The sequence below is a fragment of the Paucibacter sp. Y2R2-4 genome, assembly GCF_025717535.1.
In the GTDB taxonomy this organism is placed as follows: Bacteria; Pseudomonadota; Gammaproteobacteria; order Burkholderiales; family Burkholderiaceae_C; genus Paucibacter_A.
Map to the genome: position 1 here is coordinate 1,293,322 of NZ_JAJIRO010000001.1, position 17,103 is coordinate 1,310,424.

Annotated in this window: 13 protein-coding genes; 11 read left to right on the forward strand and 2 right to left on the reverse strand. The window is 58.9% G+C overall.

The annotated features are described in order from the left end of the window. Positions 1-82 precede the first annotated feature (82 nt). From LNV06_RS05585 to rfbC, 9 genes are all read left to right on the forward strand, one after another. A complete protein-coding gene (locus tag LNV06_RS05585) occupies positions 83-1,471 on the forward strand; it encodes an undecaprenyl-phosphate glucose phosphotransferase (RefSeq protein WP_263537219.1) in 1,389 nt (462 codons plus the stop codon). 80 nt (positions 1,472-1,551) lie between these two features. Further along, a complete protein-coding gene (locus LNV06_RS05590) occupies positions 1,552-2,799 on the forward strand; it encodes a porin family protein (RefSeq protein ID WP_263537220.1) in 1,248 nt (415 codons plus the stop codon). A 3-nt stretch (positions 2,800-2,802) separates the two neighbouring features. Further along, positions 2,803-3,828: a UDP-glucose 4-epimerase GalE gene (galE, locus tag LNV06_RS05595; RefSeq protein ID WP_263537221.1), complete on the forward strand. Its 1,026-nt coding sequence runs from the start codon at positions 2,803-2,805 to the stop codon at positions 3,826-3,828. A 56-nt stretch (positions 3,829-3,884) separates the two neighbouring features. Then, positions 3,885-5,294 carry a mannose-1-phosphate guanylyltransferase/mannose-6-phosphate isomerase gene (locus LNV06_RS05600; RefSeq protein WP_318013440.1) on the forward strand — a complete coding sequence of 470 codons (1,410 nt, stop codon included), beginning with the start codon at positions 3,885-3,887 and terminating at the stop codon, positions 5,292-5,294. A 49-nt stretch (positions 5,295-5,343) separates the two neighbouring features. Further along, complete coding sequence (locus LNV06_RS05605; protein ID WP_263537223.1) at positions 5,344-6,624, forward strand: nucleotide sugar dehydrogenase; 1,281 nt, start codon at positions 5,344-5,346, stop codon at positions 6,622-6,624. 41 nt (positions 6,625-6,665) lie between these two features. Beyond that, the gene (gene rfbB / locus LNV06_RS05610; protein ID WP_263537224.1) at positions 6,666-7,724 is read left to right on the forward strand and encodes a dTDP-glucose 4,6-dehydratase; all 1,059 of its coding nucleotides are present in this window, start codon (positions 6,666-6,668) and stop codon (positions 7,722-7,724) included. Next, on the forward strand, positions 7,721-8,617 hold the full coding sequence (gene rfbD, locus LNV06_RS05615; RefSeq protein ID WP_263537225.1) for a dTDP-4-dehydrorhamnose reductase: 897 nt from the start codon (positions 7,721-7,723) through the stop codon (positions 8,615-8,617). The genes rfbB and rfbD overlap by 4 nt, the downstream gene beginning before the upstream one ends. A 10-nt stretch (positions 8,618-8,627) precedes the next feature. After that, positions 8,628-9,518 carry a glucose-1-phosphate thymidylyltransferase RfbA gene (gene rfbA / locus LNV06_RS05620; protein WP_263537226.1) on the forward strand — a complete coding sequence of 297 codons (891 nt, stop codon included), beginning with the start codon at positions 8,628-8,630 and terminating at the stop codon, positions 9,516-9,518. Continuing rightward, the gene (gene rfbC / locus LNV06_RS05625; RefSeq protein ID WP_263537227.1) at positions 9,518-10,069 is read left to right on the forward strand and encodes a dTDP-4-dehydrorhamnose 3,5-epimerase; all 552 of its coding nucleotides are present in this window, start codon (positions 9,518-9,520) and stop codon (positions 10,067-10,069) included. The genes rfbA and rfbC overlap by 1 nt, the downstream gene beginning before the upstream one ends. A gap of 104 nt (positions 10,070-10,173) precedes the next feature. Here rfbC and LNV06_RS05630 read toward each other — a convergent pair whose 3' ends face one another. After that, positions 10,174-11,508: a UDP-glucose dehydrogenase family protein gene (locus LNV06_RS05630; RefSeq protein ID WP_263537228.1), complete on the reverse strand. Its 1,335-nt coding sequence runs from the start codon at positions 11,506-11,508 to the stop codon at positions 10,174-10,176. A gap of 187 nt (positions 11,509-11,695) precedes the next feature. Between LNV06_RS05630 and LNV06_RS05635 the strand changes: the two genes are divergently transcribed. Together LNV06_RS05635 and LNV06_RS05640 are read left to right on the forward strand one after the other, a co-directional pair. Further along, on the forward strand, positions 11,696-12,619 hold the full coding sequence (locus tag LNV06_RS05635) for a DUF3667 domain-containing protein (protein ID WP_263537229.1): 924 nt from the start codon (positions 11,696-11,698) through the stop codon (positions 12,617-12,619). A 134-nt stretch (positions 12,620-12,753) separates the two neighbouring features. Further along, the gene (locus tag LNV06_RS05640) at positions 12,754-14,031 is read left to right on the forward strand and encodes an esterase/lipase family protein (protein WP_263537230.1); all 1,278 of its coding nucleotides are present in this window, start codon (positions 12,754-12,756) and stop codon (positions 14,029-14,031) included. Positions 14,032-14,039: 8 nt separating this feature from the next. Here the strand turns inward: LNV06_RS05640 and prsT are convergent, their stop codons facing one another. Then, a complete protein-coding gene (prsT, locus tag LNV06_RS05645) occupies positions 14,040-16,850 on the reverse strand; it encodes an XrtA/PEP-CTERM system TPR-repeat protein PrsT (protein WP_263537231.1) in 2,811 nt (936 codons plus the stop codon). Between the last annotated feature and the right edge of the window lie 253 nt (positions 16,851-17,103).

Below are 17,103 nucleotides of genomic sequence, written 5' to 3' on the forward strand. Positions count from 1 at the left end.
GTAGTAAGCACGCCCGTTGGCGCAGTCATCAGCGCACCAATCAGCACATAAGCCAAACAGGCAGCAAGGAGCGAGGGGAACGATGTTCGAGGATAGAAGTTACAAAAGAACGTTTTACAGCGCACCTCAGTCCGTCGAGTCCCTGATTGCCGCGTTTTTGGAGCCCAGCATCATCGTGCTGTGCTACCTGGCTGTAAGCACTTTCTTTGGCGAACCCATCCTGCGTTCGAGCCTGACCTTGTGCCTCTTGGTCTTCGCCCTGACCTTTCCGGGTCGCAATCGTTTCACCGAAAACAGGACCAGCGCCATCATTGATGTGCTGGGCTCTTGGATGGCCTTGCTGGTGATCCTGGCCTTGTGCGGCTACGCCACTAACAGCATGGGCTATTTCGAAGATCAGGTGCTTTATTGGTGGGCGGGGCTGACCCCCGTTGCGCAAATCCTTGCCATTGAGTTGGGCCGTTTTGAGCGCAGACGACGCGCCGGCGCCACTCGGCGTGGCGTGGTGATTGTGGGCGGCGGCCCCTTGGGCGCCAAGGTGGCTCGGGCGCTACGCGACGGCCCAGACAAGGGCATCGACTTCCTCGGTTATTTTGACGATCGCCAAGACGAGCGCCTGCATCCCGAAGCCACACCCCACCTGCTGGGCATGCTGAAAGACTTGAGCGACTATGTTCGCCAGCACAGCGTGCGCGAGGTCTACATCACCCTGCCCTTGGGTTCGCAGCCGCGCATCGTGCAGTTGCTGGAGCAAATTCAGGGCACCACAGCTTCACTGTTTTTCGTACCGGATGTTTTCGGCATCAGCATTATTCAAGGCCGCTTGCAAGACATGAATGGCGTGCCGGTGGTGGGTATTTGTGAAACTCCGTTTACCGGCACCAACGATTTGATCAAGCGGATCAGCGATATTGTCTTGGCCAGCCTGATCCTAGTCTTGATTTCGCCCATCCTCTTGTTGATCGCCATCGGCGTCAAGCGCAGTTCACCCGGCCCCATTATTTTCAAACAGCGCCGCAATGGTCTGGATGGGGAAGAAATCATCGTCTACAAATTTCGCTCAATGAAAGCACAGGACAACGGACCCGTGGTCAAGCAAGCGACCAAGGACGATGCCCGCATCACCAAGTTCGGCGCCTTCATTCGACGCACTTCATTGGATGAATTGCCGCAATTCATCAATGTGTTGCAAGGACGCATGAGCATTGTGGGTCCGCGCCCTCACGCCGTGGCACATAACGAAGAGTATCGAAAGCTGATCAAGGCCTATATGGTTCGGCACAAAGTCAAGCCCGGCATTACCGGCTGGGCCCAGGTCAACGGCCTGCGGGGCGAGACCGACACCATCGATAAAATGAAGGCGCGCGTTGAATATGACCTGGAATATCTTCGCAACTGGTCCTTGGCGCTTGATTTGCAGATTATTGTGCGCACCGCCCGCTTGATGCTTTTTGATCGCAACGCTTACTGACCACCCGTTGTTGATGGCTTGATGATTTCAGTTTCGGCGTTTGACCCTTTGGCCGCTGCCCCCTATTTCCTAGGAAATTCATGTCCTTTGCAAAAGTACCTTTGACACGACTGGCCGCCTTAATGGTCGGAGGATTCGCGGGCAGCACGGCTGTCCTTGCCGACTCCAACCCCTATTACGTTGGCGGTTCCTTGGCCCTGAACCATGTGTCAAACATCTATCGCACGGCAGGCGCGCCCAACGACGACAACGTGGCCACGGCCAGTCTGCTGGCCGGCATCAACCAAAGCTTCGGCCGGCAACGCCTGTTTGGCGATGCCTCCATCAATACCAATCGCTACAGCAAGAATTCCGACCTGAACTACCTCGGCTATTCGGTCAAAGGCGGCTTGGACTGGTCGACCATTGAACGCCTGTCAGGCACCATCAGTGTCAACAGCAGCCGCAATCTGAGTACCTATACCGAGCGCGGCGCCACGCCAATTCGCAAACAGAACATCGAAAACAACAACCAACTCGACGGCGTGGCACGCATCGGACTGGTCACGCGCTTTTCGCTCGAAGTTGGCGCCGGCTACAGGACTCGCAGCTACAGTGCCGCCGAATACGATGCCTATGAATTCACCCAGCATCGCTACTCGCTGGGCTTGGTCTACCAAGCCAACCCTGATCTGCGCCTGGGTCTTGCCGGCCGCCTGACCAATGACCGATACCCCGCCTATGCGCGCGAAGGCTTGGTGTTGCTGAATGGCAAGCCCACCATCGTGTCCATCCCAGTCGAAGCTCACGAGTTCGAACGCAAGGACTTGGACTTCACTGGTCGCTGGGTCTTGAGTGGAGCCAGCAGCTTGGATGGGCGCGTCAGCACGGGTCGCTCTAAAGTTAAGGCAGGCAGCGGATACGACTTCTCCGGCGTTACGGGAGCACTGAGCTGGAATTGGCAGCCTACGGCCAAGCTCAATCTCTCTACTTCGATCAGTCGCGACACCGGCTTGGAAACCTCCTTCATCAACACCAATACCAGCGCCGACCGGGATCGATTGACCAATGCCTTGCAAGTCAATGCCAGTTACGAATTGACCGGCAAATTGTTCCTCAGCGCCGGGGTGGCTTTCAGTAAGAGTGACATCACCAACTCAAGCGGCCAAAGCCAAGCGGTCGACGAATTCGACCGCGACAAGTCTTTCAATCTGGGCCTGCGCTGGCAGTATTCGCGGGGCATCACGGCGGGCTGCCAGTACAACAAGTCCTCGCGCGACAGTGACCGTTTGTTCAACGTCTATGACGCCAACAGCTATGGCTGCTATGGCCAAATCATTTTGTACTGAGTCATGAGCCAAGCTACCGTTTTGCTGACCGGAGCCACCGGTTACATCGCCTCCCATACCTGGCTGGCGTTGCAAGCCGCAGGCTACCGCGTGGTCGGCGTTGACAACTTCGTCAACAGCTCGCCCGAGGTCTTGAATCGCTTGACACGCCTGAGCGGCCAAACGCCAGAGTTCGAGAAAGCCGATGTTTGCGATGCAGCCGCCTTGGACAGTGTGTTTGAACGCCACAAACCGGCCGCCGTGGTGCATTTCGCGGCCTTCAAGGCAGTGGGCGAATCCACCAGCCAGCCCTTGATGTACTACCGCAACAACTTGGGCGGGCTGGTCAACACCTGCGAAACGATGCGGCGGCATGGCTGTCAGCGCATTGTTTTCAGCTCCAGCGCCACGGTTTACGGTGTGCCCGAGTCTTTGCCCTTGCGGGAGGATGCGGCCTTGTCCGCCGTCAACCCTTATGGCGCGACCAAGCTGATGGGCGAAACGATTCTGCGCGACCTGGGGGCTTCAGCCCCAAGCTGGCAAACCGCCGCCCTGCGCTACTTCAATCCGGTGGGCGCCCACGAAAGCGGCCTGATCGGCGAAGACCCGCGCGGCACACCGAACAACCTGATGCCTTATGTGGCCCAAGTGGCCGTTGGCCGTCGCCCTCGCCTGCAGGTCTTTGGCAATGATTACGACACGCCCGACGGCACCGGCGTGCGCGACTACATCCATGTGCTTGATTTGGCCGAAGGGCATGTGGCAGCTTTGAACTTCCTGTTGGCGGGCTCTCAATCCATCACCACCAATCTGGGCACAGGTCAGGGCTATAGCGTGCTGGACTTGGTGCGGGCTTATGAGGCGGCCAGCGGCCGGCCTGTGCCCTATGACATCGTCGCTCGCCGTCCCGGGGATGTGGCCGCTTGTTACGCAGACCCGACCTTGGCCCGCTCCCAACTGGGCTGGGAGGCCCAGCATGGACTGGCCCGGATGTGTGAGGACAGCTGGCGTTGGCAGAGCCTGAATCCGAATGGATTCAATGCCAACTGATTCATGTCGAGTATAGAAAGCACGTCATGACAGCTATTCAAGTACAACCAGTCATCATGGCTGGCGGAAGCGGCACTAGGCTCTGGCCCTTATCGCGGGCTGGCTATCCGAAGCAGTTCTTGGTTTTGGCTGGCAACAGTAGCTTGTTTCAGCAAGCCGCTCATCGCTTGAATCAACTGGCGACCGACGATATCCAGCTGAAACCTCCAGAAATTGTTGGCAACGAAGAGCATCGCTTCCTAGTTTTGGACCAGCTGCGTGAAACCGGCATCGAACCCTGCGGCGTGCTGCTTGAGCCCATGGGACGCAATACCGCGCCGGCCTTGACTCTCGCCGCCTTGCAGGCGCTTGAAAGTGGCGAAGACCCTGTCTTGGTGGTCACACCGGCCGATCAAACTGTTGGTAACGGCGAGGCCTTCACCTCGGCGTTACAGAAGGCCATTCGTCAAGCATCCGGTGGAGCCATTGTGATTCTCGGCATCACACCGGACCGAGCCGAAACGGGTTATGGCTATATCCGCTCACAGGCCGAAGGCGCCGAAGTGGCTGTCGCGGAGTTCGTAGAAAAGCCTGACGCTGAGACGGCTGCGCGCTATGTGGCCGACGGCCACTACTTCTGGAACAGCGGCATGTTTGTGCTGCGCGCCAGTGTTTGGATGAAAGCCCTGGAACGCTTCCGGCCGGATATCGCTGAGGCCACCCGTAAATCCTGGGCGCAACGCAAGGTGGACGCCAAATTCGTTCGCCCCGGCAAAGAAGAGTTCGCAGCCATCCCGTCGGAGTCAGTGGACTATGCAGTGATGGAGCGATGCCCCGGCAGCGACATCGCCTTGCGCATGGTGGAACTGGATGCAGGCTGGAACGATTTAGGCGCCTGGGAAGCGGTCTGGCAGGTGGCCGAAAAAGATGCTCAAGGCAATGCAGCCCAGGGCGACGCCATTTTCAGCGACTGCCAAAACACCTTGGTGCACGCCACCAGTCGCTTGGTCAGCGTTGTGGGCCTCCAAGACGTGGTCGTGGTGGAAACACCGGATGCAATTTTGGTTAGCGACCGTTCGCGCAGCCAAGAGGTCAAGAAAATTGTCGCCAAGCTGGATGCCGAGAAGCGCGGCGAGCAAACACTGCACCGCAAGGTGCACCGCCCTTGGGGTTGGTACGACAGCATCGACTCGGGTGAGCGCTTCCAAGTCAAGCGCATCATGGTCAAACCAGGTGCCAGCTTGAGCTTGCAAATGCATCATCACCGCGCCGAGCACTGGATTGTGGTTTCTGGCACTGCCGAAATCACCAATGGCGACAAAGTTTTGTTGCTGAGCGAGAACCAAAGCACATACATCCCACTTGGCCAGACTCACAGGCTGGCCAATCCGGGTAAGGTGCCGCTGGAAATCATTGAGGTCCAGTCTGGCTCGTACTTGGGCGAGGACGATATTGTGCGTTTTGAAGACACATACGGTCGCAATTGAAGACCGCCACACTGATTGATCATTTCATCATTAGCTAGGGAATAGATTCATGAGCGTCATCGCCGTCGTTGGTTTGGGTTATGTCGGCCTGCCTTTGGTCATTGAATTCGGTAAACATGGTCGGACCATCGGCTTTGACATTGCCAAAGATAAGGTCGCCAAATGTCAAGCCGGCACCGACCCTTCGCGCGAATTGAGCGATGAAGAAATGAGCCACTCGCCGCACGCCGAGTACAGCTCTGACCCCGCCTGCTTGGCCGAAGCCGACGTCATCATCGTGGCCGTGCCCACGCCCGTCGATGAAGCCCATATCCCTGACTTCCGCCCCTTGGTCGGCGCCAGCACCAGCGTGGGCCGCAACCTCAAGAAGGGCGCCATCGTTGTGTACGAGTCGACGGTCTACCCGGGTGCCACTGAAGAGGTTTGCATTCCGGTGCTGGAGCGTGAGTCCGGCCTGAAATGGAAGCAAGACTTTTTCATCGGCTACTCGCCCGAACGCATCAACCCCGGCGACAAAGAACACACGCTGACCAAGATTCTGAAAATCGTCTCGGGTGACACGCCTGAAACCTTGGATACCGTGGCCAAGGTCTATGAGCGAATCATTCTTCCCGGCGTGCACCGTGCCGCCAGCATCAAGGTGGCCGAAGCCGCCAAGGTGATTGAAAACACCCAGCGCGATCTGAACATTGCCCTGATGAACGAGTTGTCCATCATCTTCGACAAGATCGGCATCGACACCTCTGAAGTGCTGGAAGCTGCAGGCACCAAGTGGAACTTCCTGAAGTTCAAGCCGGGTCTGGTGGGCGGCCACTGCATTGGCGTGGATCCCTACTACCTGACCCACAAAGCCGATATGTTGGGCTACCACCCCCAGGTGATCCTAGCCGGGCGCCGCATCAATGACGGCATGGGCAAATTCATCGCCGAGCAAACCATCAAACAGATGATCGCCGCAGGATCTCCGATCAAAGGCGCCAAGGTCAATGTGCTGGGCCTGACTTTCAAGGAAGACTGCGCAGATCTTCGCAACTCCAAGGTGATCGACATCATCACCGAATTGAAGAGCTATGGCGTTGAGGTCATCGTCACTGACCCGGATGCCGATGCCGACGAGGCCGTGCATGAATACGGGGTGCGACCGGTCACTTGGGAGCAACTGCCCAAGGCTGATGCCATTGTGGCGGCCGTGGCTCACAAGAGCTACAAGCAATTGAGCAGCAAGGACCTCGCAGCCAAGCTGGTGCCGGGCGGAGCCTTTATTGACGTCAAGGCCGCGTTCGACCAAAAGGCTCTGGAAAGCGCAGGACTTCGCGTTTGGCGTCTGTAACAGAGTAGAGATCAAGCAAAGAGCAACCGAGAAGGCCCGGTATGACAATTCTTGTGACCGGCGGTGCCGGCTTCATCGGCAGTAACTTTGTTCTCGACTGGCTGAAAGCCTCGGATGAGCCGGTGGTCACGCTAGACGCGCTGACCTATGCCGGCAATCTGGAAAATTTGGCCAGCCTGGAAGGCGATGCGCGTCATCTCTTCGTCAAAGGGGATATCTGCGACGGTCCTTTGATCGCCCAACTCTTGGCCGAGCACAAGCCCAGAGCCTTGGTGCATTTCGCCGCTGAAAGCCATGTGGATCGTTCCATCAGCGGCCCCGGCGCCTTCATGCGCACCAATATCGAAGGCACTTACACCTTGCTGGAAGCCGCCCGAGCCTATTGGAGCGAACTGAGCGCCGAAGCCAAAGCAGGTTTCCGTTTCCATCATGTGTCGACCGATGAGGTCTACGGCTCACTGACGGAACAGGATCCGCCCTTCGCTGAAACCAAGACCTACGAACCCAACAGCCCCTATTCCGCCAGCAAGGCAGCCAGCGACCATTTGGTTCGAGCTTGGCACCACACCTATGGCCTGCCGGTGCTGACCACCAATTGCTCGAACAATTACGGTCCTTTTCACTTCCCCGAGAAGTTGATTCCGCTGATGATCGTCAATTCTCTGGCCGGCAAGGCCTTGCCGATTTATGGCGACGGCAAGAACGTTCGGGACTGGTTGTATGTGACCGACCACGCCGCGGCGATTCGCGCCGTTCTGGCGGGTGGTCGTGTTGGCGAAACCTATAACATCGGCGGCTGGAATGAGATGACCAATCTGGACATCGTGCACACGGTTTGCGAATTGCTCGATGAATTGCGTCCTGATGCGGCTGGCAGCTACAAGCGCTTGATCACCTATGTGAAAGATCGCCCCGGCCATGATCGTCGTTATGCCATCGATGCACGCAAGATTGAGCGTGAGCTGGGTTGGCGTCCGGCAGAAACATTCGCCACCGGCATACGCAAGACCGTTGAATGGTATTTGGCGAATCCTGAATGGGTGGCTCGCGTGCAAAGCGGCGCCTACCGAGATTGGCTTGCCCAGCAATACCAGGCATGAGGCCTTACCCCAAAATCTTGCTCCTGGGCAAGAACGGCCAAGTCGGCTGGGAACTGCAACGCTCACTCGCCCCGCTGGGCGAGGTGCTGGCCTTGGACCGATTGAACGGGGGCGACTTGGCTCAAAGCGATGCCTTGCTTAGCCGCGTACGCCAGTTCGCACCGCAGATCATCGTCAACGCCGCAGCCTACACTGCTGTGGACAAGGCGGAGTCTGACCGGGACCTGGCCTGGCAAATCAATGCCGCAACGCCTGGCTTGCTTGCCGAGTTGGCGCGCGACTTGAACGCTTGGCTGGTCCACTACAGCAGCGACTATGTTTTTGATGGCAGCGGCGCACATGCCCGCCAGGAAGACGAGGCTACCGGCCCCTTGGGAGTCTACGGGGGCAGCAAATTGGCCGGCGAGGAAGCCATTCGAGCCAGTGGATGCGAGCACTTGATTCTGCGAACCAGCTGGGTCTATGCCGCTCGCGGCGCCAACTTTGCCAAGACCATGCTTCGCTTGGCTTCTGAACGTGAGCAACTGCGAGTGATTGCCGACCAAATTGGTGCCCCAACTGGTGCCGACTTGTTGGCAGACCTGACGGCCCAAATGCTACCTGCATGCCAGCGAAACCCCGAACTGAGCGGCACTTATCACGCTGTTGCAGCCGGTGAAACGAGTTGGCACAACTATGCTGAGCATGTGATTGCATTCGCTCGGGCCGCAGGGACTCCCATCAAGGTAGCGGCGGACCAAATCCACGCCATATCAAGCGACGACTACCCCACGCCCGCGCGCAGGCCCTTGAATTCCCGCCTGTCCTGCGAAAAACTGCGCCTGAACTTTGGCCTGCAACTGCCGCCCTGGCAGCAGGGAGTGGAGCGCATGCTGACCGAGATCCTCAACTAAGGAGCCCTTTATGAGCAAGAAACCACGCAAGGGCATCATCCTCGCCGGCGGTTCGGGCACCCGTCTGCACCCGGCGACTCTGGCCCTGAGCAAGCAACTGCTGCCGGTCTATGACAAGCCAATGGTGTACTACCCCTTGGCCACCTTGATGCTGGCCGGCATTCGAGACATTTTGTTGATCAGCACGCCGCAAGACCTGCCTCGCTTTGAAGCCTTGCTCGGCGATGGCCATCGCTGGGGCTTGAACATCAGCTACTGCGTGCAACCCAGTCCCGACGGCTTGGCGCAAGCCTTCATCCTGGGCCGGGACTTCATCGATGGCGCTCCCAGCGCCTTGGTGCTGGGCGACAATATTTTTTACGGCCATGACTTCCAAGGGCTGCTGAGCGCGGCCAACAATCAAACTAGCGGAGCGACAGTCTTTGCCTACCATGTGACCGACCCCGAGCGCTATGGCGTGGTTGCTTTTGACGAGCATAAAAACGCCCTGTCCATCGAAGAAAAGCCCGCCCAGCCCAAGAGCAATTACGCGGTCACTGGCTTGTATTTCTACGACGAGCAGGTCTGCGATATTGCCGCGGCAATCAAGCCCAGCCCGCGCGGCGAATTGGAAATCACTGACGTCAATGCGCAATACCTGCGCCAAGCCCAGCTACAAGTCGAAATCATGGGGCGCGGCTATGCATGGCTGGACACCGGTACGCATGACAGCCTGCTCGAAGCCGGGCAGTTCATTGCCACACTTGAAAAGCGCCAAGGATTGAAGGTTGCTTGTCCGGAAGAAATTGCCTTCCGTTCAGGCTGGATCAATGCCGAGCAACTCGCCGCTTTGGCCAAACCGCTGGCCAAGAACGGCTACGGCCAGTATCTGCAGCGTCTGCTTACCGAACAAGCTTTCTGATGAAAATCACACCCACTTCTTTGCCGGAAGTCTTGATCGTCGAACCCCGTGTTTTTGGCGATGCCCGAGGTTTTTTTACCGAGAGTTGGAATGAAGCCGCCTTCAACAAGGCGGTGGGCCATGACATCCGATTTGTGCAAGACAACCACTCGCGCTCGGCGCGCGGCGTGCTTCGTGGTCTGCATTTCCAGTTGCCGCCACACACGCAAGGCAAACTGGTGCGCGTAGTCAGCGGCGCGGTCTTTGATGTGGCGGTGGACATCCGTCGTTCCAGCCCTAACTTTGGACGCTGGGAAGGCGTGGAGCTGAGCGCCGAGAACCACAAGCAGCTCTGGATTCCACCGGGCTTCGCGCACGGCTTCCTGGTGCTGAGCGAAACCGCCGACTTCCTCTACAAAACCACCGACTATTACGCCCCCGCTTGCGAGGGCGCGGTCAAGTGGGACGATCCGGCCATTGGCATCCAATGGCCCAGCACCGGCGTGCCCCCTTTGCTGGCAGACAAAGATGCCAAGGCTGCCTTGCTAGCCGATGCTCGCGTCTTCGACTGAATCTCGCTCGAAAAACCAAGCGTCGCCTGAACAGTTGGCGCTCGATTCATCAGGCCTGAATCACCGCAAAGTAGCAAACGCGCAGCAGCGCGCCTCCACTGCCTTCATTGCGGCAACAAGCCTCGCCCAATACCGTAGTGTTCGATGCCGAGCGCCTTCATCAAGCTAGGCTCGTATTGATTGCGACCATCGAAGACCACGGGCTGCTTGAGCTTGGCCTTGATGGTTTCAAAGTCGGGGCTCTTGAATTCTTTCCATTCAGTCACCAGCAGCAGGGCATCTGCGCTATCCAACACTTGTTCGGCGCGCTCGCAGAAGCGCAGACCTTGGGTGTCACCCAAAATTCGCCGAGCTTCGGTCATGGCCACTGGGTCATAAGCTGCCACTGTCGCACCACGGGCCAGCAATTCACGCAAAATCACCAAGGCCGGGGCCTCACGCATATCGTCGGTATTGGGCTTGAAGGCCAAGCCCCAGACTGCAAAGTGACGACCCTTCAGATCGGCGCCGAAGCGCGCCACCACCTTGTCGACCAAGAGCAGTTTCTGCCGTTCATTGGCCTCTTCAACGGCAGTCAACACACGCAGCGGAATCCCCTCCCCTTGCGCAGCTTGCACCAAAGCCTTCACATCCTTGGGGAAGCAAGAGCCGCCATAGCCCGCGCCCGCGTAAAGAAAGCTGTAACCGATACGAGGGTCTGATCCAATCCCTCGACGCACCAGCTCAATATCAGCACCGACCTTTTCGGCCAACAAAGCCATTTCGTTCATGAAACTGATGCGAGTGGCCAGCATTGCATTCGCGGCGTACTTGGTGAACTCGGCGCTGCGCAGATCCATCACGATCATGCGATCGTGGTTACGGGTGAACGGCGCATAAAGAGCCCGCATAAACAAGGTCGCCTGCTCATCATCAGAGCCCACAATGATGCGATCTGGCTTCAGGAAGTCTTCAACCGCGGCGCCCTCTTTCAAGAACTCAGGATTCGAGACCACCGAGAAGGCCACATCAGCACCCCGCTTGGCCAACTCGTCCGCTACCGCTGCACGCACCTTGTCGGCCGTGCCCACGGGCACAGTGCTCTTGTCCACGATGACCTTGTAATCCGTCATGCGGGCGCCAATCGATCGCGCAGCTGCCAACACGTACTGCAGGTCAGCTGACCCATCTTCATCCGGTGGCGTTCCGACGCCAATGAACATGATGGTGCCATGCTGAACCGCCAAATCGACATTGGTGGTGAACTGCAGACGGCCGGCCGCTACATTGCGCCGCACGATCTCAAGCAACCCTGGCTCATGGATGGGAATCTCGCCGGCATTCAGCACGCGGATCTTCTCTTCGTTGACATCCAGGCACACCACATGGTTGCCCATTTCGGCCAGACATGCGCCGGTAACCAAACCCACATAACCGGTGCCAATGGCGGTAACCTTCATTGCTCAATTCCCTTTGCTGGATGGCGCCATGGTAACCCTCCAGGCAGTTCGAACTGCTCGAAACTGAAGGGCAAGGCACGGCCTGACCAAAATTCCTCACAGCCTAGCCGTACTGTGTGTAGCGGCCATGAAACAGCAAGTTCTGTGGCAGGGAAGATGCGCCGCCGGTTTGCTTCGACAATGCGCCATGCCCGCCAGTCAAGCCCCCCTGCTCGTCGATAGCCCCCCCGCCTGCCCCAATTGCGGTACCACCTTCGCAGAGCCTCGCCCCAAGTACTGCGGTGAATGCGGACAGGAGTCCAAGCTGCGCGCACCCAGCTTGCTGGAGTTCATTCAGCAACTCGGCGGCGCCTATATCTCGACCGAAGGGGCCTTGTGGCGCACGCTCTGGCGTCTCTTGCTGCTGCCGGGTCAGTTGACCTTGGAGTACATGGCCGGTCGGCGGCGACGTTATGTCTTGCCCTTGCGGCTCTACCTAACGATCAGCGTGCTGGCACTTCTGACCCTGCGTGTGGTGACCAGCGAAAAGATCGAAGCCGAAGCGCCCGTCATCGACAAAACAAGCTCCTCGCGCGCCATCGACTTGAAAAACGGCGACACCAAAAACATCCAGATTGGCGGCCTATGGGGACTCAAAGCCGGCATGAAGGACGGGGAGTTTTTTTGCGAAAAACTCCCCGAAAGCATGTGCAAGCGGCTCGAACGTCGCCTCACTTTGGATCACGTCAGTCTGGGCAAGGAGATGGTGCAATTGACCGAACGCGCCCTCAACAATCTGGGCGCCACGATGTTTATCTTGCTGCCTTGTTTCGCGGTGTGGCTGAAGCTGCTGTTCTGGGACAAAGGCCTGCACTACACCGAACACATGATTTTTGCGCTGCACCTGCACGCCTTCTGGTTCGCCATGATGTTGCTGCTCTTGATCAACTGGGAGCCGTTGTCGGCCATCGCGGCGATAGCGGCCATTCTTTACCCTTTGATCGCTGTGCACCGCGTCTACCGAGCCCGGTGGTGGAGCACCTTGCTGCGAACCTTTGTGCTGGCCATCCTCAATATCAGCAGCATCGCCTTGGTGCTGTCCAGCTTTGCGCTGCTGACCTTGCTGACGTGATGAAGCAGGGACCGCTGGCAGCGCTAGCGGCTTGAGAATAGACCGGAGCCCCTAGCAAGTGGCGGGGGCCCATCGCAAGCGGTGGCCCCACAATCACCCGAGCTTGCTGAGCTTTCAACCTGGGCGCCAACGCGATGATTGCACCTCCCCCGAAGAAACGCACCCGGCACCTGCGGCCCTCGGACCTGCGCGGCATCGCGCAGCTGGCTACACAGGCTACCGCTGGCGTCTCACGCATGGTTGAAGGGGTACACCAATCGATCTGGGACCGCTTCGGACTGCCGGGCGGCCCTCAGCCTGGCCAAGCTCGTGGCCTCACCGGCTTGGCCTACCGCAGTGTCCGTGGTGTCAATCACTGGGTCGGACGCGGCTTGGACATCACGCTAAGCGGCGTCGAGTCTTTGTTCAAGCCTGAACCCGGTGCCGCCATCGACGAAGAAACACCGCAACGCGCGGCTTGGCTTGCAGCACTGAACGGGGTGATGGGCGATCACCTGCGCGCCAGCCACAACCCTCTGGCCACCGAGATGAGCCTGCGCTGGCAGGGGCAAGCCCTGGACTGGCATCAGCCGCCTCAAGACTTGCCTGCACAGAATAAGGTCTTGTTGTGGGTGCACGGTTTGTGCATGAACGAATTGCAGTGGGCCGGTCCACACCCGGGCCAGGCGGTCGCCCCGGGCACAACGCTGGCCAAAGCGCTGGGCTATTGCCCGCTTTATCTGCGCTACAACTCGGGCTTGCACACCTCGCAAAACGGCCGTGAGTTGGCGCAGCAACTGCAGACGCTGAAGGACAACTGGCCCGTGCCTTTGGAAGAAATCAGCATCATTGCCCACAGTATGGGTGGCCTGCTGGCGCGCAGTGCTTGTCAGATCGCGACAGAGCAGGGCTTGAACTGGCTCGAGCAACTGAAGAACGTCGTCTTCCTGGGCACACCCCACCACGGCGCACCGCTGGAGCGCGCAGGCAATTGGATCGATGTCTTGTTGGGCAGCACCCCCTTTACTGCCCCGCTGGCCAAACTCGGCCAACTGCGCAGCGCGGGCATCACCGACTTACGCCATGGCTATGTACGAGATGAAGACTGGTCTGGCAGCGACCGTTTTCAACGCAAGGCCGACTCGCGTGTGATCACGCCATTGCCTGAAGGCGTGAACTGCTTTGCCATCGCAGCCACGCTGGCGAGCAAACGCGCAAGTCTGGCCAATCAACTGATCGGCGATGGTCTGGTCCCATTGCACAGCGCACTGGGTGAACACTCAGACCCGCGCCGCACGCTCGCTTTTGCGCCGTCAGCGCAGCGAGTCTTTTACGGCATGAACCATATGGCGCTGCTGAAGGACCCTCAGGTCACGCGCCAAATCAAGGCCTGGCTGCAGTCGGATTCAAGCCCCAGCCAAGCGCCGATTTAAGGCCTGGATCAGAGCGAACGCAGCAATTGCTGCACCTCGGCCTGGCCGCCGAATTGCTTGCCCGCTTTGGCCAGACGCTGCAACTCGGTGTTGGCCTGCGTCTTATCGCCGGCCTTCAAGTACAGCTTGGCCAAGCGCAAACGCATCTCATGGTTCTCTGGCTGCAACTCCAGCGCCTGAACTTGAGCCGCAACGGCCTTCGGCAGTTGCTTCTCTGCCTCCAACACCAAGGACAAGGTATCGAGAAACTCCGGCTGCTTAGGGCTAATTTGGTTGGCCTTCTCGATCAGGGCCAAAGCACCCGGCTTGCCCTGCTTCATCAGCAACCAGGCCATATTGTTCAAAGCGGGTGAGCTCTCGGGCTGCAGCTTCAAAACCACGGCAAAACGGGACTCTGCCGACTCCAACTGGCCCAATCGCAACTCTTCGCTACCCAAATAGAAATTGAAGACCGCATCCTTGGGGTGATCTTTGACCCAAGTGGCGGCGAACTTGTCGGCCTCCGCCTTGTTGGGAACCTGCACCAAAGCGTGATGCAGCTTGCTGGCCAAGGCTGCCGTCAGGTCAGCATTGGCATCCGGCCCCGCTGCGGCCAAGCTTTGCCGGTATTGAGTGGCGGCTCCGCCCCAATCCTTCTGGGCTGCACGCACATCACCCTCCATGCTCATGCCCGCAACCTTGCCGGCTTCTTGCTTTTGCATCAAGGCGGCCGTGGCCTGCGCCCCCTTGTAGTCACCCGCAGCCAATTGAACCTCACCCAGGCGTTTGCGCGCCGCCAAGTAGTCTGGCGCCAGTTCCAATGCTCGCTTCAGGCTCTGCGTGGCCGAAGGTAGGTTCTTCAGCGCCACATAAGCCTCGGCCACACGCATATGCGGCATGGGCGAGCGAGGCATCACACGCGCCAAGGCATTGAAGGATTCGGTGGCTTGGTTGTATTCACCCGCCATCATGCGCACCCGACCCTGCACCTCCAGCAACTCCGGCGCCTCCGGCATAGCCGCAATGCCTTTTTGTGCGGCGATCTGAGCGGCCTTCAAGTCCTTGTGTTTCAGATGGTGGTCCACCAAAGCGACGCGTGGCGCCGCATCGGTGGGCTTCATGCTGATGGCTTTTTCGATCAAGCCAGCCACTTCTTCTTTGCTGGCGCCGCCCAGTTCCTTCAACTCGGTCAGGGCCAAATGCGCCTTAACGTTGTCGGGCGAAGCCTTCAACAGCGTCTCAAAGCGCGCCTTGGCGGCATCGGGCTTTTTGTCGGCCATGTCCAGCGAGGCCAGCAGCGCGGCAGCCGGATAAAAACCGGGGTCCAGGCTCAAGGCCTTCTCAAAGTTCTGGCGAGCGCCCGCCGTGTCCTTGCGCGCCAGCTGTACCAAGCCCCGCAAATTGGCAGCAATGGGCCGCTTCGGCTGTTTGCGCTCCAGCACATCAATGGCCGCGAGCGCCTTGTCCAATTCGCGGCGCTGCAGATGCGCACGAATGATGGCGATATCGGCCACCGAACTCGGGTCGCTGTCCGAGATGGCCTTCAGATCCGCGAACACCTCGTCGGCCTTGGCATTGTTCGCCTTGCCCAGCACCAGCTGTGTGCGGCTGCGGCTGTCCTTGGGGTTGAGCTTGGCGGCTTGTGCGAAATAGCCCTCGGCCTTTTTGCTGTCACCGTTTTGCAGATAGGCTTCGCCGGCCAAGGAATAAACCTGCGCGTCCGGGGCCCCGTTCAAAAGCAACGGTTGAATCGCGGCCACCGCCTTGGCAGGGCTGGAGTTCAGCAGATAAATCTGCGTCAACATGCGCCGTGGCGCTGACAAGTTAGGCGCCAGCTTCAAAGCCTTGGCCAGCCACTCTTCCGCTTGGCTGTAATTCTTCAGTTCATATTCGATCGCACCGCCCAACTGCAAAGCCAGCGGGCTCTCGGGCGCCAGCTGCAACAGCTGCTGCACGGGCGCCTTGGCCGCCGCATAGTCTTTGCGCGAGTAAGACAAAAGCGCATCGAAGTAATGGGTCTGCGGATCCTGGGGCAAAGCTTGCTTGAGCTTTTCAAGATCAGCGGCGGCGGTTTCAAAGTCACCGTTCTCGATCGAGTGATTCAACAAGCCGGCGTGCGCGCCCACATCAGTCGCGCTCAAGAGCAGCGCTTGGCGATAGGCCGCCACACCGTCCTTGGCCTCATAGCCGGCACTGCCCGACTTCAGACTGCCCAGCACCACATCGCCCTTCATGCGCCAGGCTTCGGCCTGTTTGGGCTCGCGCTTGAGCAAGGCGTCCAGCGCCTGCAGCGCACCCGGCACATCACCATCACGCATTTTCAGGCGCACTTGCAACAACACCGCCGGGGTGAAGTCCGGCACCGCCTTGAAGGCCTGCTCCAATGCGGCATTGGCTTTTTCCGGCGCGCCGGTACTGAAATAGGCAGTTGCCAGCGAGGTCTGCAGATCAGCCCGTGCTGCCGCATCCTCCAACTGAGTCTCGCCAAAGGTTTCAATCATCGGCTTGAAGGCCTGCAGCGCCAGCTGAGCCCGCGCCAAAGCCGGCGCCACGCGCGCTGGCTCGTACTTAGCCGACATCGCTTTGCGCAACTCCACCTCGGCCGAGCGCGGGTCCCCCACATCCAAAAAGGCCTTGCCCAAGAGGTAGCGCGCCTCGCCGGCCTCGGGACTCTTTTGCAGCGCGTTCTTCAGCTGAATGATCGCGGCCTTGCTGTCGCCCTTGTCCAGCAAGGTCTTGGCGGAACTCATCAACTTGTCGTAACTCTCGCCGCCGCAAGCGGCCAAGAGGCTGACGGCGAGCAGGCTGGGAGCGATTCTTTTGAGCAAGAAGGGTTTCATCGTGTCCAGTGAACAAGGTCAAAAAAACGGACGCCAAGCCTGAGCAACTCTGGCCAGCGATGGCAGCCGAAAAGTATAGGCGGCGACTTGTCGCCCCCGCGCCGCAGATTGGCCATTCGGGCGTCAACAATTCACATCGCTGCGCCGCTGGACGCCATCCGCGCAAATTGGCCATTATTCAAAGCCGGGCCAGCGCAGCCCTCAATCGCGCAATACCCCAGTGCCTACAAGGCCGAGGAGCGCTCGCTACACT